A 20,167-nucleotide genomic window follows, 5' to 3' on the forward strand; every position below is an offset into this window, starting at 1 on the left:
ATTAACTTAAAATGAAAAGAAAAGCTAAAATATAATTATTGATAAATTTTACAAATTATGTTTTTATAAAAGTATAATTCAATAAATTGAGAGGGTAGGTTATATGGGGAAGTTAAAAAGTTATATTTTTAAAATGTATGAAAATGAATATTGGTATGGGCCTGTGGTTAATGATGGCATAAAATATCCACTTAATTTTAATTCTAAATATGAAGTGGATATCTATCCAAATAAGAGTCCTAATAAGGTTAATACAATATTACTTTCTAATAAAGGAAGATATATATGGTGTGATTCAGGATTTGTTTTAAAAGTTTATAGTGGGGTTATAGAAATCTTAAGTGAAAAATCTGTTCCACAATTGTATGAAGAGGGAGAAACTTTAAAAGAAGCTTTTTTACATGCAGCAAATAAATTTTTTAAGCCTAATGGTAAAGTACCACCTAAGCGTTTTTTCACTAAACCACAATATAATACTTGGATTGAACTTTTATATGATCAAAGAGAGGAAAAAATATTAGAGTATGCTAATTCTATAATAGAAAATGGTATGCCTAAGGGAATAATAATGATTGATGATGGATGGAGTGATTATTATGGAAGATGGAAATTTAATGGTGAAAAGTTTAAAAATCCTAAAGGAATGATAAATAAATTACATGAGTTAGGTTTTAAGGTAATGCTATGGACATGTCCCTTTATTACTCCTGATACACAAGAATTTAGATATTTAAGAGATAGAGATTGTTTAGTAAAAAATAAAGATGGCTCTGTTTCAATAAAAAAATGGTGGAATGGTTATTCAGCAGTACTAGACTTAACAAATCCTGAGGCAGTTAAATGGTATTTAGATCAAAATGATTTTTTGATTGAAGAATATGGAGTTGATGGATTTAAATTTGATGCTGGAGATGCTAGTTTTTATAGTAATAATGACTTAACATATAAGAAAATAGAGGCTAATGAACATAGTAAGCTTTGGGCTTTATTAGGAGTAAACTATGAATTTAATGAGTTTAGAGCTTGTTTTCAATGTGCAGGATTACCTTTAGTACAAAGGTTAGCAGATAAAAATCATAGTTGGGAATATAATGGTGTTTCATCACTTATTCCTAATCAGCTAGCACAGGGGATTTTAGGATATTCATATACTTGTCCTGATATGATTGGAGGGGGAGAATATCTTAACTTTTTAGAAAATAGTTCTAATTTAGATGAAGAATTGTTTGTAAGGTATGCTCAATGTGCAGCCCTTATGCCAATGATGCAATTTTCAGCAGCACCTTGGAGAGTATTATCTAAAGAAAATTTTGAAATTTGTAAAAAAGCAGCTTGGGAGCATGTTAAATACTCAGAATATATTTATAAGTTAGCAAAAGAATCTAGTAGAAGTGGAGAGCCAATAGTTAGATATATGGAGTATGAATTTCCAAATGAAAATTTAGAAGAAATTAAAGACCAATTTATGTTAGGAGAAAAATATATGATAGCACCTAATATAAAAAAGGGAGCTAGAAAAAGAATAGTAAACTTTCCAAAGGGAAAATGGAAATATAAAAATGATGAATTTATTATAGGGCCAAGGATTAAAGAATTTAATTCACCCTTAGAAGAGATTTTAATTTTTGAAAGAGTAAATTAATAAATTGGATTAAAATAACTTTTTATAAAGCTTACAAACATATTAAGAGAATTACTAGATTTTAAGTAAAAGTTCAAATTTTTAATTTGGATTCTTGAACTTATAAAGTGGAACTTTGAGAGATTGTATTCCTAAGAAATTAACAGTCTCAGCTTTTTAAAGCAATATCTTCTACTTAATAATTTAAAATCTAAAGTTCATCTAGATATTCTCTTAATATTGTTTGTAAGCTTTATTATTATGTTATGAACTTAAACTTCGTAATCTACAACAACTCTTGATGATGCTACTTTTTTTACAAAAGAACCTGCTTTAACATGGTCAGGATTCTTTTGATATGAATCTAAATCCTCTAAAGAATTAAATGTTGAATATAAAACCACATCATAAGCTTGCTCTGATTTATTAACATCTATTCCTACTTCAATATCAACTATTTCATTAATTTTTCCTTTTAAATCTTCTAGTGAGTTTTTTATTATTTTAGCGTTTTCATCTTTAGAGTTTCCTTCAGCTTCATCTTTTAATTTCCACATTACTATATGCTTTATCATAAAATCATCTCCTAGTTTAAATGTATTTCTATAAATTAATTATATACTAATACCTTTTATAATAAAAACACGAAATTAAGAGTTTGGTGTAAAGGGAAATATCAAAATTTATAAAAGTTTTTATTTTTGAATTTTATTTAATAGTTACTTTTATATACATCCCTTTTTAATTTTTGTATTGTATCGATTCTATTGGTGATTTTGAATAGTTGTGTTATTTTTTTATACAAGAGAAAAATGAGAGTGTTTGGAGGAATGAATTATGAATTGTAATAAAACTATTTATACACCAGGGCCTACTAATTTAAGAGAAAATGTAAGAAGAGCAAGAGCTTTAAAAACTACAAATCCAGATGTTGATGTGGATTTTGTTGAGTTCTATAAGGAAACTTGTGATAGGTTTGGAGAAATTATAAATACTAAAAATGATTGCTATATACTTTCTGGAGAAGGAATTTTAGGGTTAGAAGCTGCCTGTGCATCCTTAACTGAAAAAGGAGATAAGGTTTTAGTTTTAGATAATGGGCTATATGGAAGATGGTTTGATGGCTTTGTAACCATGTATGGGGGAGAAGTAACTTATTTTTCAGGAGATTATACTAAAGAGATTGATGTTGAAGCTTTATCTAAGTTTTTAGAGAATAATAATGATTTTAAATATGCTACAGTTGTTCATTGTGATACTCCAACGGGAGTATTAAATCCTGTTGATAAAATTTGTCCATTACTTAAGAGTTATGGAATTTTGACAGTTGTTGATTCTGTCTCTGCTATGGTAGGAGAAGAATTTAAAGTTGATGAATGGCAAATTGATATAGCCCTAGGTGGCTCTCAAAAGGCATTTTCAGCAGAGCCAGGACTTACTATGGTTAGTATAAGTGATGATGCAAGAAAGGTTATGGAAAATAGAGAAACACCTATTGTAGGTTTTTATTGCAATCTGAATATATGGAAAAATTATTACAAAGATAAGTGGTTTCCATATACAATGCCAATAAGTGATATTATTTCTCTTAGGGTTGCTATAGACAATATTCTAGAAGAAGGAAAAGAAAAAGTTATTGAAAGACATAGAAAAATTGGAGAAGCAACTAGAAAGGCAGTAAAAGAATATGGATTAGATTTATTCTTAAAAAATGGATATTCAAATACAGTTACAGCTGTGGAAATACCAGAAGAAATAGGTGCTTTAAACTTAAGAAATCATCTAAATAAAAAATATAATGTACTAATTTCAACATCCTTAGATAAATATGAAAATAAATTATTAAGAATTGGACACATGGGGGAAAATGCAAATATAGAAGATATAACCTATGTCCTAAATGCTATAGACAAGGCTTTAAAAGATTTAGGCTTTTCAAGTGAAAAACAATTAGATAAATTATTTATAGAAAATATTTAATAGGTCTTACTAAAATAATTAATTTGTATTTAAGTGCTTAATAAAGGAAATATTATACCTTTATTAAGCATTTTTTATGTTTGTATAAATTTAACAGTAGATTTAAAGTTACGATATAAAAAAATGATATCATGTAGAAAATGAAATAGTAAGGAGAGTTTTCAATGAAATCAAAGAGAGTGATAGTGTACTCATTAATTGGAATAGTTTTATTTTCTATAGTCATTTTTATTGGATTTAAGTTAAAAGATGAATCAAATAAAAAAACAAGTAACTTTGAAAAAATTTTAGAAGTAAATAGAAAATTAGAAAAAGAAAATGAATTAAGTGGAGGTTTTCCATACACACTAGAGTTTTTAGATTACAATATAACCATAAATTCAGTAAAAGTATTTGAAGACTATGCATTATTTGATTATTCAGTAAAAAAGATTGATGGAGGATATATAAACAGTACAGATGTTAATATTACTGGAAATGTGAACTTTAAAGGGAGAGAATTTTATATATCTTCAAATGATGTTGAAAGAAGATGGGAATATTCTAGTGTACGTATTATTTCAACTGGACAAATAATTGCTAAAGAAAATAAGGATTCACCTGCAAATTTAAGCTTTTCAATTAATGCTAGATCAGCTGATGGTAGTTATATAGCGAAGTCTGTATCCATAAAAGAAGAAGTTTATTTAACAGATGAAGATTATTTAAGTTTAAATAAAAAAATTACTTTTGATAATGTTGATTTTGAAATTCGTAGTTTATCAAATTTTGAATTTGGTTCATTACTGTATATTTTTGTTGGTAATAAGGATGAAGAGGAATGTAAAAGAATTGCAAATCAATATTCCGTAAAGTTAATAAGTGGAGATTATGAAAGAAGTTTTGATTTAGAAAAATGGGTTGGGTTTACTGAGTTAGCCATAAGAAAATATAGTAGTATTGATGAAAGATATAATAAGGATTCAAAGCATGATCAGTTTTATATGTCAAGAATGTTCTATAACTTAAATGAAGTCCATAGAGATAATATGGAAGTTTATTTAATTAATAATAGAACTAAAGAGGAAATACGTATTATATAAAAGCTTAATAAATTGAAATTATTTATAGATTTTTTAATTCAACCTTACTATGTATTTATTAATGAGAAGTTTGTTTTATTTTAGCTAAAAATTTTAACTTTAAATTTAGAATATAAAACCTCAAAAAGGGAAAAATTAAATTGTATTGATGTTTATTAGAAATAAGATCGATAGACTATAAAATTAAATTTTGAGGTGGAGTTCATGGATTTAAAAGGAAGTAAAACAGAAAAGAATCTTTTAACAGCCTTTGCTGGAGAGTCACAAGCTAGAAATAAATATACTTTCTATGCAGAGAAAGCTAGAAGAGAAGGATATAATAAGATAGCTGATATCTTTGAAGAAACTGCTCATAATGAGATGGCTCATGCAAAGATTTGGTTTAAATTTTTAAATGATGGTACAGTTGGAGAAACTTTAGATAATCTAAAGGATGCAGCTGGTGGAGAAAACTATGAATGGACAGATATGTATGCTGAGTTTGCTAAGGAAGCAAGAGAAGAAGGTTTTAATGAAATAGCATTCATATTAGAAAAAGTAGGAGAAATAGAAAAGCACCATGAAGAAAGATATTTAGAATTATATAATCTATTGAAGAATGGTGAAATATTTAAAAAAGATGAAAAACAATTATGGAGATGTCAAAACTGTGGATTTATTTTAGAATCAACAGTAGCACCAGAAAAGTGCCCTGTTTGTCATCATCCAAAAGCATACTTTGAACTAGTTTGCGATAAATTCTAATTATAGTATTTAATAAGGATTAAATTATATTGTTTTATAGAATTAACTTCTTCCGCAAATTAGCATATTACCTATAAAAGATTTATTTTAATCCTTTTTAAATAAATTGAGATCAAGGTTTAGGTTTTAAGATTTCTTCCTATCCTTGGTCTTATTTATTTTATACCTTTTTTATTTCTAGGATAAAAATTATTTTTAGAAGAAAAGTTTAAAATATAAAATTAAAAAGTTTTATTTGAATTTAATTTTAGTTATTTAAAGAATATAGAAATTAAACTGTTAAAAATATAATCTAAATTTAAAAGTTAAAATTATAATTTAAGAGATTTTAAATTGAATTTCAATTATTAAAAATATGAACTATAAAACTAATATTTGTCCACTTTACACTTAATTGCTTATAAGATATCTTTAAAATAGAGAATTTAGATGAATCGAAAGAAAAGAAGCCCATTAATTTAATTATTAAGGTAGGATTCTAAAGATTTATTTTATGATTTTTAAATTTATCAAGGGGTGAGATGAATGTTATTTCAGATAAATGAACGCAAGAATATTGTAAACGGTTTGTGTGAGAAGCTAGAAAAGGCAATATACAATGTGGTTGCGCCTTTAGAAATAGATATGTATATAACTAAGGAGCCAGTAAGTTATGAAAATAGACTAACTGGAGAGCATAAAAAAGGAATTATAGGAGAGTCTTGGGGAGAACTTTGGGACTGTGGTTGGTTTAACTTTAAGGGAGAAGTACCTAAAAGTTATGAAGGAGAAAAGATTGTCCTTTTAATAGATATAAGTGGGGAAGCCTTTGTGGTAGATAAGAATGGAAATCCTATGAGAGGGCTTACAACTTTAAATTCAGAGTTTGATTTAAGCTTAGGAATGCCAGGTAAGAGAGAGGTTCCTATGTTTGAGAGAGCTGAAGGTGGAGAAGTTATAGATATATGGGCAGATTGTGCATGTAACGATTTGTTTGGTAAATATAGAGATAATGGAATTATAAAAGATGCATATATTGCAACTTGTAATGAAGAAGTAAAGGCTCTTTACTATGATGTAGAGGTTTTACATGAACTTATGAATCAATTACCAGAAGATAGTGCTAGATATAATACTATATTAAATGCTCTTTATGAAGCATCAAAGGTATTAAGTATTAAAACTGGAATGAGTGGATGTGATTTCTTAAAGGACGGAGTTGTTACTCAACAAGAAGTTACAATCTTAAATGAAGAAGAAGTTAAAAAAGCCAGAGAAATTTTAAAGAAAGAATTAGATAAAAAAGGTGGAGATCCTTCACTTTCAGTTTCAGCTATTGGACATGCTCATATAGATTTAGCTTGGTTATGGCCAATAAGGGAAACTATAAGAAAGGGAGCTAGAACATATTCAACAGTTTTAGCTAATATGGAAAAATATCCTGAGTATGTATTTGGAGCAAGCCAACCTCAAATTTATCAGTGGATGAAAGAATACTATCCAGATTTATATGGAAGAATTAAAGAAAGAATAGAAGATGGAAGATGGGAAGCTCAAGGAGGTATGTGGGTTGAACCAGATACTAATGTTCCATCAGGAGAATCTTTAGTAAGACAATTATTATATGGAAAGAGATACTTTAGAGAAGAATTCAAAAAGGAAATGGATACTTTATGGCTTCCAGACGTATTTGGATATTCAGCAGCTCTTCCACAAATTCTTAAAAAGAGTGGTGTAGATTATTTCATGACAATTAAATTATCATGGAACAATTATAACCAATTTCCACATCATACCTTTGTTTGGGAAGGATTAGATGGAAGTAGAGTATTATCACACATGCCACCAGAGGGAACTTATAATAGTTCAGCTGCACCAAGGGCTGTTGCTAAGTCAGAGAAAGCCTTCTTAGATAAAGGCTTATCAGATGAATGCTTAATGCTATTTGGAATTGGTGATGGAGGCGGTGGCCCAGGAGAAGAGCATTTAGAGAGATTAAGAAGAGAAAGAAATATAAATGGAATAGCTCCTGTTAAGCAAGAACCTTCAAGCAATTTCTTTAAGAGAATAGAAAAAGATATAGATAAATACAGTGTGTGGAGTGGAGAGTTATATTTAGAGAAACACCAAGGAACTTACACTACACATGGTAAGAATAAAAAATATAATAGAAAGATGGAAATAGCTCTTAAGAACTTAGAGTTAGCAGCAATGCAAGCTAAAGTTTTAGGAAAGGGAGAATATCCTCAAGATGAAATAGAAAAAGTTTGGAAGGAAGTTCTTTTATATCAATTCCATGATATTTTACCAGGATCATCAATAGGAAGAGTTTATGACGAGTCAGTAGAAGCCTATGAAAAGATGCTTGCTAAGGTAGAAGGAATGACTGAAAAGTTATATAGAGATATTTTAGAAAGTGCAGATAGCAAAGAAGAGGGAGCTATATTAGTAAACTCTTTATCATGGAGTAGAGAGCAATGGATTAAGCTTTATGATAGATGGACAAAGATTAACTTAAACTCTTTAAGTGGAGAAACAATCAGAAAAGAAGAAATTGAGCCATATTGTGAAATTTCAACTTTAAAAGTTTCAGAAAATAACTTAGAAAATGGATTAGTTAAAGTTGAGTTTAATGAAAATGGAACAATTGCAAGAATTTTTGATAAAGAATTAAATAAAGAAGTCTTAAGAGATGAAAAAGGAAATGAACTTAGAGTTTATGAAGATAATGGAGATGCTTGGGACTTCTCAGGAGTTTATGAAGATAGACCATCTGAAATTTTTGAGTTAGTAAAATCAGAAGTTATTGTAGATGGACCAAAGGCAACTATTAAGCAAAATTATAAATATGGAGATTCTACTTTAGTACAAGAAATAAGCATTTTAGAAGGTAGTAAGAGAATCGACTTTAAAACAAAGGTTGATTGGAAAGAAAATGGTAAGATGCTTAGAACATCTTTCAATACTAATGTTTATACTAGAGAGGCAGATTGTGAAATACAATTTGGTACAATAAAGAGACCTACTCATGGAAATACTTCATGGGATATGGCTAAGGGTGAAATATGTGCTCAAAGATGGATAGATTTATCACAAAGGGATTATGGAGTTGCTTTAATAAATGATTCTAAGTATGGACACAATGTCTCAGAAACTAAAATAGACTTAAATCTATTAAGAAGTCCAGGATATCCAGATTCAAATGCTGATAGAGGAGAGCATGAATTTACTTATTGCTTATTCCCACACAGAGGAGACTATATTGAAGGAAATGTTGTTCATGAAGCTCATGAAGTTAATGCTCCAATACAAGTAATTTATAGTGAAAACTTAGGTGAAAACCTAGTTAAAGAAGCAATGGCTTCAATAGATTGTGAAAATGTAATAATTGATACAATTAAAAAAGCTGAAGATGGTGACCAAATGATAATCAGATTATATGAGTGTCATGGAGAAGATGCTAAGGCTAAAGTTAATATAAATGTTCCATATGAAAATATAGAAATGGTTAACTTAATAGAAGATAGCATAGATGGAAAGGAATTAAACAAAGAAACAATGCACCTTACATTTAAACCATTTGAGGTTCATACTTTAAAAGTAACATTAAAGTAGTTAAGAATTTAAAGAGTATTAAAACCTTTAAAAAACTTTAAACTTTAAATTATAATTAAGAATTTAAGTAATATTTATATAGAAGGATAATACTAACAGATAATAAGGGAATTAAAAGAAACACTTCTAATTACTTAAAGAAAATGGTAAGCATAGCTTGCCAAGGGGGAAATTAGGTATAAGGAAAAGGCAACCTTTGAGGGAGGGTTGTCTTTTTTGTTTGATTAAAAATTGTATTACTGAATTTTTATAGTACTTACTCTAAATCTGTTTTTAATAGAGCATATTGAGCTATATCAAAAAATTCACCTTTATTATCCTTTCTAGCTTTTCTAAGTATGCCCTCAAATTTCATGCCACATTTTTTCATAACTTGTCCAGACGCAGGATTAAGAACATGGTGTATTGCTTCTATTCTTGTGAAACCACATTGAAATAAATAAGAAAGAACTTCTTTTAAAGATTCACTTACTATTCCTTTATTCCAATATTTTTTGCTAAGACAATAACCTATGTGAGCTTGTTCTAAATAATTGTCAATAAATACTGCACCAATACTTCCAATAACCTCATTTGGATTTTCTTTTAAGGTTATTGCCCAGTGATAGTTTTCATCAGATTCATAGGCTTTAATCCAATTATCTAAGCATTCCTTAGTCACATTTAAATTTCCGTGAGGAGTCCAAGACAGATATTTTGTAACTTCAGGATCATTTACCCAGTTTTTAAACATATTTTCAGCATCATCATAACAAAAAGGTCTAAGAGTTATTCTTTCCGTTGAAATGCATTTTGTTCCTTTATGATTTATCAAATTAATCACCTCTCATAAGAATAATTTAAATATATTATATACTTTAAAATGTATATTTCAATATTTTCCTATTATATTGTTGGTTTTTATTTTAAATTTATGTGAATATACATATTTTAAACATAATTAGAGTTTTAAAATATATTTATAGAATCTTTTACTTAAAATAAAAAGTGATATATAATATTGTAAACGTAATTAATTTAAATAATATGGAAAAAAGAGAAAGGGTGAGTTAAATGAATAATTTTATTTTTTATAATCCTACTAAAATTAACTTTGGTAGAGGGGTTGAATCCTCTGTTGGAGAAGAGATTAAAAGCTTAGGAGCTAGTAAAGTACTTTTTCATTATGGTGGAGGAAGTATTAGAAAAAATGGGTTATATGATAGAATTTTAGACTCTTTAAATAAAGCAGGATTACATGTAATAGAACTTGGAGGAGTTAAGCCTAATCCTAGATTAAGTTTAGTTAAAAAGGGAATAGAACTTTGTAAAAATAGTAAAGTTGATTTTATACTTGCAGTTGGAGGAGGAAGTGTTATTGACTCAGCTAAAGCCATAGCTCTTGGTGTTCCTTATGATGGAGATGTATGGGATTTCTTTACTAAGAATATTAAAATAGAAAAAGCTTTACCATTAGGTACAGTATTAACAATACCAGCGGCAGGAAGTGAATCAAGTTCAGGAACTGTTATAACTAATGAAGATGGATGGTATAAGAGATCAACAGGATCACCACTTTTATATCCTAAATTTTCAATGTTAAATCCAGAACTATGTGTTACTTTACCAGAATATCAAATAGCAGCTGGAAGTGCAGATATTTTAGCACATTTAATGGAAAGATATTTTACAAATACAAAGAATGTTGAACTTATAGATAGATTAATTGAGGGAACAATGAAAACAGTAATAAATAATGTTCCTAAGGTATTAAAAAATAAGGAAGACTATGATAGCTTTGCAGAGGTTATGTGGGCTGGAACAATAGCACATAATAATCTTTTAAGCACAGGAAGAGAAACAGATTGGGCATCACATAATATAGAACATGAATTAAGTGGAATATATGATGTTACTCACGGAGCAGGATTAGCTGTTATATTCCCAGCTTGGATGAAGTTTGTTTATAAACATGATTTAGATAGATTCAATCAATTTGCTACTAGAGTATTTGATGTTCAAGTTGAAGATAAAACTAAGGAAGAGGTTGCCTTAGAAGGAATTAAGAAACTTGAAGAATTCTTCAAATCAATAAATCTTCCAGTAACTTTAAAAGAGTTAGAAATAGGTGAAGATAGATTAGAAGAAATGGCTAAAAAATGCACAGATAATGATGAGCATACAGTAGGTCATTTTGTAGAATTAAACACAGAGGACATCCTTGAAATATACAAATTAGCTTTATAGGATATTTTACCCTTAAGAAAATAAATAATAGCAAGTAGGAAAATAACTATATGTAAAATAGTATGGTATGTATCAAAATAACTTTTAATAAAACTTTTAAGTATATTATGAGAATTAATAGATTATATTTTTTATAAGTTTTATTATCTAGTTTTGATACATATCCTTTTTTATTTTAAGTATTGTAAATGTTTAAATATTTTGCTAGTATCAGTTTATCTAAGCTTATAGAGAATACTCCAAGGTGTAATTATGGGAGATTCAAAGAGAGGAGGAGCTAAGTTTAAGCAGGGGATATACTTAGCGCAATATAATGTTAAATAGGGAGCTAGCTCAAAATATAGTTAATAAAATGATGGAGGTTATTCCTTACAATGTAAACATAATGAATCATAAGGGAGTAATAATAGGTAGTGGTGATTCAAGTAGAATAGGAATGATACATAATGGTGCTTTAGAAGCCTTAAGGGTAAAAAAGGTGGTTGAAATATCTAAGGATGGGGATAAGGTGAAATCTGGAGTTAATTCACCTATATTTTTTAGAGAAAAAGCTATAGGGGTTATTGGTATAACAGGAAATCCTAAAAATGTTAGGCAATTTACACAGCTTGTAACTGTTACTGCTGAACTTTTAATAAATCAAGAATACACTTTGAATAAACATATAGTTAAAGAAAGATTGAAAGAGGAATTTATTTATGAATGGCTGTATTCAAAAGAGGCCTATGACTTAGAATTTATTCAAAGGGGAGCCAATGTAGGTATTGATATATCATTAGATAGAATAATACTTGTATTGGAGTTTCAGAAAGATCAATTTAAGGAAATAATTAAAAAAATAAAAAGGTTCATAAAAGAAGATGAGTACTATATAAATTTAACTTCAAATAGAATAGTTGTAATTTTGTTAGATAATAATTTGCTCTTTAAGAGGTTAAAAGAATTAAAGGAAATTATGAGTGACACAAATTCTAAGATAGGATTAAGCTCAAAACATAAAATTATATCAAAATCTATGAATGAGGCAGTGGAAGCAGTAGATATAGGAAGTAAATTATATAAAAATGAGTTCTTTTATGATTATAAAAAAGTAAAGGTTTTTAGTTACTTAGATAATTTTTTAGATGAAGAGGATTGGAAAATTATTAAAAACAAGATATTAGAGGAAAATATGGGAGAAGAATTATTAGAAACCTTTATATCTTATATGAAGCATAGTGGAGAGAGAAAAAAGACCGCAGAATCCTTACATATACATAGAAATACATTGAATTATAGACTAGAGAGAATTGAAGAAATAACAGGCTTAAGCTTTGATAATTATTTAGATTTATTTCAATTTTTGATTGCATATATAGTAAGTCAATTAAAATAAAAAAAGGTTTTCTTTGTGCGTTTGCATAAAGAAAACCTTTTTATTTTAGTGATATTAAATAATGATTTTGAATATGAAAACTTATACAATGAAAATCGTCAATATAAATAAGAATAAATGAGTTTAATAAGAAGGAGGAATTTATTGTGAATGTAACAGTTACAGCTTTAGGTGCAGTAATTGCATTAGTTATTGCAATCACTCTTATCATAAAAAAGGTTCATCCAGCATACGGACTTATATTAGGAGCTTTAATAGGTGGACTTGTTGGTGGAGCAGGACTAACAGGGACAGTTAATTTAATGATGGATGGAGCCAAAAATATGATGCCTGCTATCCTTAGAATACTTACAGCAGGGGTACTAGCTGGGGTTTTAATTGAATCCGGAGCGGCAGCCAAGATTGCAGAGACAATAGTTGAGAAGATTGGAGAATCAAGAGCTCTTATAGCCTTAGCAATAGCTACCATGGTTTTAACAATGGTTGGAGTTTTTGTAGACGTTTCAGTAATAACAGTATCTCCAATAGCTTTAGCAATAGCTCACAAATCAGGTTTAAGTAAACCAGCTATATTATTAGCCATGGTTGGTGGAGGTAAGGCAGGAAATATAATGTCTCCAAACCCAAATACCATTGCGGCAGCAGATAATTTAGGAGTTTCATTAACTAACGTTATGATAGCAGGTATAGTACCAGCTATATTTGGAGTTATAATTACATGTATATTAGCAAGTAGAATAAAACAAAAAGGTTCTTTAGTAGAATCTGATGAACATATGAAAGAGTTAACAGATATGCCTGGATTTTTACCAGCGATGGTTGGACCATTAGTAGCAATAATCTTATTAATGTTAAGACCAATAGCAGGCATTGCTATAGATCCATTAATAGCTTTACCAGTAGGTGGTATATGCGGAATACTAGCTATGGGAAAAATTAAGCATATTAACAAATATGCAACATATGGACTAGCTAAGATGAGTGGAGTAGCTATACTTTTAATAGGTACAGGTACTTTAGCGGGAATAATTGCTAACTCAGGATTAAAGGATGTTATTATAAGTGGAATAAACGCTTTAGGATTACCAAGCTTTATGTTAGCTCCAGTTTCAGGAATACTTATGTCAGCGGCAACTGCTTCTACTACTTCAGGAACAGCGGTGGCTACATCAGTATTTGGACCAACAATTGTTCAATTAGGAGTGGCACCACTTGCTACAGCAGCTATGATACATGCTGGGGCTACAGTTTTAGATCACTTACCTCATGGAAGCTTCTTCCACGCTACTGGTGGAAGTGTTTCAATGGACATGAAGGAAAGACTTAAACTTATACCATATGAATCTTTAGTTGGATTAACAATGACAATTGTATCAACTATAATATTTGGAATAATATTAAAATAGTTATTTAATAAATAAAGAAAAGTGTTAACTATATGATTATTATCACTAAGGTAGAAATATTTTGTTACTTTATAATAAAGAAAATTTTTAATAAGGTTTAATTTAAACTTAGTATGAAATTTATTAACTTTTAAGAATTATGATTTAAAAAAGAGTTTTTAGTAAAAGCACAGTGGATTTTAAAATGAAAAGTTAAGATAAAATCTAGTAGGAGGAAATAAAGATGAAATTTGTATTAGCACCAGATTCATTTAAGGAAAGTATGACTTCAATGGAAGCCTGTAATGCTATGGAAAGAGGAATTAAAAAGGTCTTTAAAGATGCAGAATGCATAAAGGTTCCAATGGCTGACGGTGGAGAGGGAACTGTAGAAGCCTTAGTTCATGCTACCTTTGGAAGAATAGAAAGAGTAAATGTTACTGGACCTTTAGGAAACAAGGTGGAAGCTTTTTATGGAGTTTTAGGTAATGGAAAGACTGCTGTCATAGAAATGGCTAGTGCTTCAGGGATTCAACTTGTTAAGAGAGAAGAAAGAAATCCTTTAATAACAACAACTTTTGGAACTGGAGAGCTTATAAAGGCTGCATTAGATCAAGGAATAAAACATTTAGTTATAGGAATAGGTGGAAGTGCCACTAATGATGGAGGATGTGGAATGCTTCAAGCCTTAGGTGGAAAACTTTTAGACAAGGATGGAAATCAAATAGCCTTTGGAGGAGGAGCATTAAAGGATATAGAAAGTATTGATTTAAGTTCTTTAGATGAAAGACTAAAGGAAGTATCAATAGAAGTAGCTTGTGATGTAACTAATCCATTAGTAGGGGAAAAAGGAGCCTCAGCAGTATTTGGTCCTCAAAAGGGAGCAACTAAAGAGATTGTTAAAGAATTAGACAATAATTTAGCTCATTACGCTTCAGTAATAAAAAAAGACCTAGGAAAAGAAGTTTCACATATAGAAGGTTCTGGTGCTGCTGGAGGATTAGGTGCCGCTTTATTACTATTAGGTGGAGAATTAAAAAGAGGTATAGAGCTTGTAATAAAACATACAGAGTTAGCTGAAAAGGTAAAAGGAGCAGACTTTGTATTTACTGGTGAAGGAAGTATAGATGATCAAACTATATACGGGAAAACACCAATGGGAGTTGCTACTGTGGCTAAGGAGAATGGAGTTTCTACAATTGCCTTTTCAGGAAAAGTTGGAGAGGGAATAGAAGACCTTTATGAAATAGGCATAAAGAGTATATTTAGTATAATGACTGGAGTTTCAACTTTAGATGAAGCTTTAAAAGAAGGAAGTAGAAATTTAGAATTAACAACTGAAAATGTAGTTAGACTTTTAAAATAAAGTTTATGGGCGTGTATCAAAATAACTTTTTATAAAAATTATAAACATATTCCGAGAATTACTAGATTTCGCTAAGAATTTATAATCATTACTTCGAAAATATCACTAAAGCTTCGAAACTTAAGTGAAAGTCCAAATTTTGAATTTGGATTCTTGAACTTATGCAATCGAACTTTGTGAGATTGTATTCCTAAGGAATTAACAGTCTCAGCTTTTTTACGTGATATTTTCTACGTAATAATTTAAATTCTAAAGCTCATCTATATGTTCTCTTCATACTGTTTATAATTTTTATTATTATATTTTGATACAGCCTTATATAGTGAAAATAAAATTTAATACTTACTTACAATAGATAGTTTAAAGTGAACATAAGCAATAAAAAATATATTGTTTGTGTTCACTTTTTTATTATAAAGAAAAATCTTTATAATAAGATATTTTAAAATATATAAGTTAATAAAGGAGAAAACATAGTATTATGTTATTTTTTTAATATTAAGAATTTTGACTGTTTCCCTCTTTATGATATATGGAAAAATGTAGTATTATCCTATTTTCTTAGGATTTTAAAAATTAAAATTAGTAGAAAAAATGAATATATGGTATAACTATAAGAAGACTAATAAAGTTTTAAAAAAGGAGATAAAAACAATATATGAAATTTAATGAATTAAATTTAAGTGATGATATTATTAAAGCGCTTAATAATTTAGGATATAAAAATCCATCAGAGGTTCAGGAAGCTTCTATTCCAAAATTATTAAAGGGTGAAGATATAATAGTTAAATCTCAAACTGGTAGTGGTAAAACTGCAAGTTTTGGAATACCTGTTTGTGAAAAGATAAATATTGAAGAAAAAAAGGTTCAGTGTCTAGTTTTAACACCAACTAGAGAGTTAGCAATTCAAGTTAAAGATGAACTTTCTAATATAGGAAGAATAAAAAAGGTTAGATGTGCGGCTATATTTGGGAAACAACCTTTTAATGAGCAAATTAGAGAGCTTAAACAAAGAGTACATATAGTAGTAGGAACTCCAGGAAGAGTATTTGATCATATGGAAAGAGGAACTTTAGACTTAAGTGAAGTTAACTATGTAGTTATAGATGAAGCTGATAAAATGCTTTCAATGGGATTTATTGATCAAATAAAGGACATATTAGGAGAATTAAGATTAAATAAAACCACTGCATTATTTTCTGCTACATTTTCTAAGGAAATAGAGGAAATATGTGAAGAGTATATGAGAAATCCTATGCTTTTAGAGGTTAAATCAAAAGTATTCAATAGAGATAGAATAGAAGAAAGTGCAATTGAAATAGAGGAGAAAAATAAGGGTAAAGCTTTATGGAAATGCCTTTATTCTTATCATCCAGAGAGTGCTATAGTATTTTGTAATACAAGAAATAAGGTTAAGTCTGTTTACAAAATGCTTAAGGATGAGGGAATAACTTGTAATGAGCTTCATGGGGATATGGAGCAAAAGAAGCGTATTGAGGTTATGGAAAACTTTAGAGATAAGCACTTTAAAGTTTTAGTTTGTACTGATATAGCGGCTAGAGGAATTCACGTAGATAGCATAGAACTTGTTATAAACTATGAGGTTCCAATGGAAACAGAAAGCTATGTTCATAGAATAGGAAGAACCGGTAGAGCAGGAAGAGAAGGAAAGGCTATTACCTTTGTAAATCATTATGAGAAGAAATATTTAGAGAATGTTGAAGAATATATTGGCTATGAAATAAGAAAAGCAAGTCTTCCTTCTGATGAAGAAGTTAAAGCTGGAAGAAAAATATTTAAGGAAAGTCAAAAGGTTCAATTAAAAGAGAGTAAGAAACCTAAGAAAGAAGTTCATGTTGATATAGTTAAAATACATGTTAATGGCGGAAAGAAAAAGAAAATAAGAGCCTTTGACATTGTTGGATGTTTTAGTAACTTACCAGGTTTAACAGGAGAAGATATTGGAATAATAGATGTTCAAGATGGTTTTTCTTATGTTGACATATTAAATGGAAAAGGTGATAAAGTTTTAAAGAGCTTTAAGGAAGTTACTATAAAGGGTAAAAAAGTGAAAATACAAAAAGCAAGAAAATAAAATTATTATTAATTTAAGTATAAAAGTAGTTATAATATTAAATTATTTTGAAGTATATAATGATTATGTAATATGTGGTAAAATTAAAGTAAGATATAGTAAAATATATCTTACTTTTTTTAAAAGGAAATTTTATTTTTGAGAGGTGGTCTGTATGAAGAAAAAGGTTGCTATCTCTATTACAACTTTAGTAATAATATTTTTAATATCTATAGTATATCTAGGGTTGTATCATAATGACTATGTTGGAGAAAATAAGTCATTAAACAAAGAAGTTATAAGTATTATAGAAGGTGAAGAGGATAAAAAGCTAGATTTAATTTCTTTAAATAAAAATATAGCTTTTGAATGGGATGAGGTTTATTTAATAGCTCCATACCAAGATGTAAGCGATTTTTTTAAAGAGATGAATGCTTATGCACCAGAAAAAACATACACCTCAGAAATAAATGATGTGTATATGCTAGCTTTTACTAAATATTCTGACAAGCTAGGGAAAAACAAACTAATAGAATATACTTATATACCAGGAACTTATATCGATTCTGAAAAATTAAAAGATATGGAAGTTATAAATGGAAATTATTATTATGCAAATGATAATTTAGTTTAGATTTTAAAGCTCTAAGTTTAAAACTTAGGGCTTTTTTTAATTAAGAATTAATTTGAAAATAAAAATATTAATAAAATTGCTTTAATATTCATATATTGTTAAATTTAAACACGTATTATAAGTTAGTACAGAATGCTATAATGTACATTGACTTTTATAAGAATATATTTTTAGTAAGGGGGCTAATTATGATTATAACTAGAGACAAAAGATTTTATAGGTTACTTTTTAGTATTGCTTTGCCAATAGCAGTACAAAATTTAATAACCTTTATGGTAAGTATGGTAGATACTTTGATGGTTGGAGCTTTGGGGGAAATTCAACTATCAGCAGTTTCTATAGCTAATAATTTATTTTTTGTACTTACAATTTTAATGTTTGGACTAGCTGGGGGATCTAATATTATGATTTCTCAGTATTGGGGAAAGGGAAATGTAAAAACAATTCATAAGATTTTGGCCATAATGTATAGGGTGTGTTTATTAATAACTGGTATTTTCATATTTATAGCATTATTTTTACCAAAATACTTTATGGGAATTTTCACAACTGATAAGGCTGTTATAGATTTTGGAGCAAGTTATTTAAGAATTGTGTGCATAGGATATTTGTTCTATTCTATTACAAACTGTACAATAATGATGCTTCGTTCAGTAAAAACTGTTAGTATATCAATTATAGTTTATACTGCTTCTTTAGTGGTAAATTCAATATTAAACTGGATTTTTATATTTGGAAATTTAGGTGCTCCCGAACTTGGAATAAGAGGAGCTGCCATAGCTACTGTCTGTGCTAGAATTACTGAGTTTTCAATAGTTTTAGTGTTTATGTTTATATATGAAAGAAAGATTGGTCTTAAAATAGAACATTTATTAAAGCTAGATAAAGAGATTTTAAAAGATTATGTTGGATTATGTACTCCTGTCTTATGTAATGAATTACTTTGGGCAATTGGAGCTTCTATGATATCTGTAATAGTTGGTAGAATGGGAACAGAGGTTGTAGCTGCTAATAGTATAAATGGAGTTGCTCATCAATTTGTAACAGTTTTTATATTTGGTATGTCTAATGCAACAGCAGTAATTATAGGAAATACCATAGGAGAAGGGAAAAAAGAAAAAGCAAAGGAATATGCTTATAGCATAGGGATTTTCAGTGTTGTTATGGGGTGTATATCAGGACTTATGATTTTACTTATAAAACCATTTGTTGTTAATTTCTATAATGTATCTTATTCAACAAAATTAATAGCTATGGAAATAATGACTGTAACTTCAGGAATAATAGTATTTCAATCTCTTGCAAGTAATTTTATGATGGGTGTACTTAGAGGTGGTGGAGATGCTAAGTTTGTCTTGATAAATGATCTTATTTTTATGTGGCTTGTTGCTATTCCAGGTGGGTTTTTTGTAGCCTTTGTTTTAGAACTTCCAGTTGCCTTAGTATTCTTAGTTATAAAATGTGATGAAATATTAAAATCTCTTACTAGTGTATATAGGGTAATTAGTGGAAAATGGGTAAATGATGTAACTAAGGATTATGAATTTAAGGAAGTAAAGTGTTAGTGGTTTTTAGGAAATAGTAAGCAGTTTTGGAAAGTTGTTTTAAGGATATATGAGTTATTAAAGTTAAATACTAATTAAGAACTTAATTTGAAAGGAGTGTTTAACTTTGTCTCATAAAAATAATAAAAACAGCAAAGATAACAAAAAGACTAGTCAAAAAACTAAAAAAGAAGTAGAGAAAATGAAAAATGAAACTGCTAATGAAATAGGATACTCTAAGGAATCAAGAAAACTTGGAAAAGATAAAACTAGAAATAACCCATATATGGGACCACAATAATTAAAAAATAATAAAATATTTTGATTTAAATAGTTAGGGTTTGTAGCTAATTTTAATAAGTTTAAAGTTAGCTATAAGCTTTAATTTTTGCTATTACTTTTAATTAAGTGGTAGTGATTAAAAATTTAGTTTTTATGAAAAAAGCTTAGTACTATGGATTAAAAATATTTTTTGTTTATTTTGGTTAAGATGAGAATTAAATATTTAGTTATTTTTTGTAGGAACATCTAGTTTTTTGTAA

15 protein-coding genes are annotated in these 20,167 nt (G+C 28.6%); 13 read left to right on the top strand and 2 right to left on the bottom strand.

Features of this window, described 5'->3' with window-relative positions; all coding sequences use genetic code 11:
• Positions 1-103: 103 nt before the first annotated feature.
• Complete coding sequence (locus CPF_RS04170) at positions 104-1,642, top strand: glycoside hydrolase family 31 protein (protein WP_041702632.1); 1,539 nt, start codon at positions 104-106, stop codon at positions 1,640-1,642.
• 251 nt (positions 1,643-1,893) lie between these two features.
• Here the strand turns inward: CPF_RS04170 and CPF_RS04175 are convergent, their stop codons facing one another.
• The gene (locus CPF_RS04175) at positions 1,894-2,196 is read right to left on the bottom strand and encodes a Dabb family protein (RefSeq protein WP_011590400.1); all 303 of its coding nucleotides are present in this window, start codon (positions 2,194-2,196) and stop codon (positions 1,894-1,896) included.
• 262 nt (positions 2,197-2,458) lie between these two features.
• On the opposite strand from CPF_RS04175, the gene CPF_RS04180 reads away from it, so the two are divergent.
• The 4 genes from CPF_RS04180 to CPF_RS04195 all read left to right on the top strand — a co-directional run bounded on the left by CPF_RS04180 (position 2,459) and on the right by CPF_RS04195 (position 9,021).
• A complete protein-coding gene (locus CPF_RS04180; protein ID WP_011590401.1) occupies positions 2,459-3,601 on the top strand; it encodes a pyridoxal-phosphate-dependent aminotransferase family protein in 1,143 nt (380 codons plus the stop codon).
• A gap of 164 nt (positions 3,602-3,765) precedes the next feature.
• A complete protein-coding gene (locus CPF_RS04185; RefSeq protein WP_003477206.1) occupies positions 3,766-4,683 on the top strand; it encodes a hypothetical protein in 918 nt (305 codons plus the stop codon).
• A gap of 204 nt (positions 4,684-4,887) precedes the next feature.
• Positions 4,888-5,427, top strand: a complete 540-nt coding sequence (gene rbr / locus CPF_RS04190) for a rubrerythrin (protein ID WP_003477208.1) — start codon at positions 4,888-4,890, stop codon at positions 5,425-5,427.
• Between the two features lie 525 nt (positions 5,428-5,952).
• Positions 5,953-9,021 carry an alpha-mannosidase gene (locus CPF_RS04195; protein ID WP_011590402.1) on the top strand — a complete coding sequence of 1,023 codons (3,069 nt, stop codon included), beginning with the start codon at positions 5,953-5,955 and terminating at the stop codon, positions 9,019-9,021.
• 256 nt (positions 9,022-9,277) lie between these two features.
• Here the strand turns inward: CPF_RS04195 and CPF_RS04200 are convergent, their stop codons facing one another.
• Positions 9,278-9,835 carry a GNAT family N-acetyltransferase gene (locus tag CPF_RS04200; RefSeq protein ID WP_003480605.1) on the bottom strand — a complete coding sequence of 186 codons (558 nt, stop codon included), beginning with the start codon at positions 9,833-9,835 and terminating at the stop codon, positions 9,278-9,280.
• Positions 9,836-10,074: 239 nt separating this feature from the next.
• On the opposite strand from CPF_RS04200, the gene CPF_RS04205 reads away from it, so the two are divergent.
• The 8 genes from CPF_RS04205 to CPF_RS14740 all read left to right on the top strand — a co-directional run bounded on the left by CPF_RS04205 (position 10,075) and on the right by CPF_RS14740 (position 19,926).
• A complete protein-coding gene (locus CPF_RS04205; RefSeq protein WP_003455707.1) occupies positions 10,075-11,247 on the top strand; it encodes an iron-containing alcohol dehydrogenase in 1,173 nt (390 codons plus the stop codon).
• 313 nt (positions 11,248-11,560) lie between these two features.
• On the top strand, positions 11,561-12,622 hold the full coding sequence (locus CPF_RS04210) for a CdaR family transcriptional regulator (protein WP_003449241.1): 1,062 nt from the start codon (positions 11,561-11,563) through the stop codon (positions 12,620-12,622).
• Between the two features lie 146 nt (positions 12,623-12,768).
• Positions 12,769-14,028 carry a GntP family permease gene (locus CPF_RS04215; protein ID WP_003465956.1) on the top strand — a complete coding sequence of 420 codons (1,260 nt, stop codon included), beginning with the start codon at positions 12,769-12,771 and terminating at the stop codon, positions 14,026-14,028.
• Between the two features lie 223 nt (positions 14,029-14,251).
• Positions 14,252-15,373 (top strand): glycerate kinase, encoded by a 1,122-nt coding sequence (locus CPF_RS04220; RefSeq protein WP_004456183.1) that lies wholly within the window; start codon positions 14,252-14,254, stop codon positions 15,371-15,373.
• A 658-nt stretch (positions 15,374-16,031) separates the two neighbouring features.
• Positions 16,032-17,468, top strand: coding sequence for a DEAD/DEAH box helicase (locus tag CPF_RS04225; RefSeq protein ID WP_003455781.1), 1,437 nt, complete (start codon positions 16,032-16,034; stop codon positions 17,466-17,468).
• 154 nt (positions 17,469-17,622) lie between these two features.
• Entirely contained in the window at positions 17,623-18,081 is a 459-nt protein-coding gene (locus CPF_RS04230; RefSeq protein WP_003454082.1) for a hypothetical protein, read from the top strand.
• Positions 18,082-18,269: 188 nt separating this feature from the next.
• A complete protein-coding gene (locus tag CPF_RS04235) occupies positions 18,270-19,646 on the top strand; it encodes an MATE family efflux transporter (RefSeq protein ID WP_011590405.1) in 1,377 nt (458 codons plus the stop codon).
• A 106-nt stretch (positions 19,647-19,752) separates the two neighbouring features.
• Positions 19,753-19,926: a small, acid-soluble spore protein, alpha/beta type gene (locus CPF_RS14740; RefSeq protein ID WP_003454088.1), complete on the top strand. Its 174-nt coding sequence runs from the start codon at positions 19,753-19,755 to the stop codon at positions 19,924-19,926.
• Positions 19,927-20,167 lie beyond the last annotated feature (241 nt).

This window comes from Clostridium perfringens ATCC 13124 (assembly GCF_000013285.1).
Classification (GTDB): domain Bacteria; phylum Bacillota; class Clostridia; order Clostridiales; family Clostridiaceae; genus Sarcina; species Sarcina perfringens.

Excerpts from the sequence above, each read along its gene's own strand:
- CPF_RS04235 (WP_011590405.1), top strand. The coding sequence starts at position 18,270 with ATGATTATAACTAGAGACAAAAGATTTTATAGGTTACTTTTTAGTATT.
- CPF_RS04210 (WP_003449241.1), top strand. The coding sequence starts at position 11,561 with ATGTTAAATAGGGAGCTAGCTCAAAATATAGTTAATAAAATGATGGAG.
- CPF_RS04175 (WP_011590400.1), bottom strand. The coding sequence starts at position 2,196 with ATGATAAAGCATATAGTAATGTGGAAATTAAAAGATGAAGCTGAAGGA.
- CPF_RS04220 (WP_004456183.1), top strand. The coding sequence starts at position 14,252 with ATGAAATTTGTATTAGCACCAGATTCATTTAAGGAAAGTATGACTTCA.
- CPF_RS04230 (WP_003454082.1), top strand. The coding sequence starts at position 17,623 with ATGAAGAAAAAGGTTGCTATCTCTATTACAACTTTAGTAATAATATTT.
- CPF_RS04205 (WP_003455707.1), top strand. The coding sequence starts at position 10,075 with ATGAATAATTTTATTTTTTATAATCCTACTAAAATTAACTTTGGTAGA.
- rbr (WP_003477208.1), top strand. The coding sequence starts at position 4,888 with ATGGATTTAAAAGGAAGTAAAACAGAAAAGAATCTTTTAACAGCCTTT.
- CPF_RS04185 (WP_003477206.1), top strand. The coding sequence starts at position 3,766 with ATGAAATCAAAGAGAGTGATAGTGTACTCATTAATTGGAATAGTTTTA.
- CPF_RS04180 (WP_011590401.1), top strand. The coding sequence starts at position 2,459 with ATGAATTGTAATAAAACTATTTATACACCAGGGCCTACTAATTTAAGA.
- CPF_RS04225 (WP_003455781.1), top strand. The coding sequence starts at position 16,032 with ATGAAATTTAATGAATTAAATTTAAGTGATGATATTATTAAAGCGCTT.
- CPF_RS04170 (WP_041702632.1), top strand. The coding sequence starts at position 104 with ATGGGGAAGTTAAAAAGTTATATTTTTAAAATGTATGAAAATGAATAT.
- CPF_RS04195 (WP_011590402.1), top strand. The coding sequence starts at position 5,953 with ATGTTATTTCAGATAAATGAACGCAAGAATATTGTAAACGGTTTGTGT.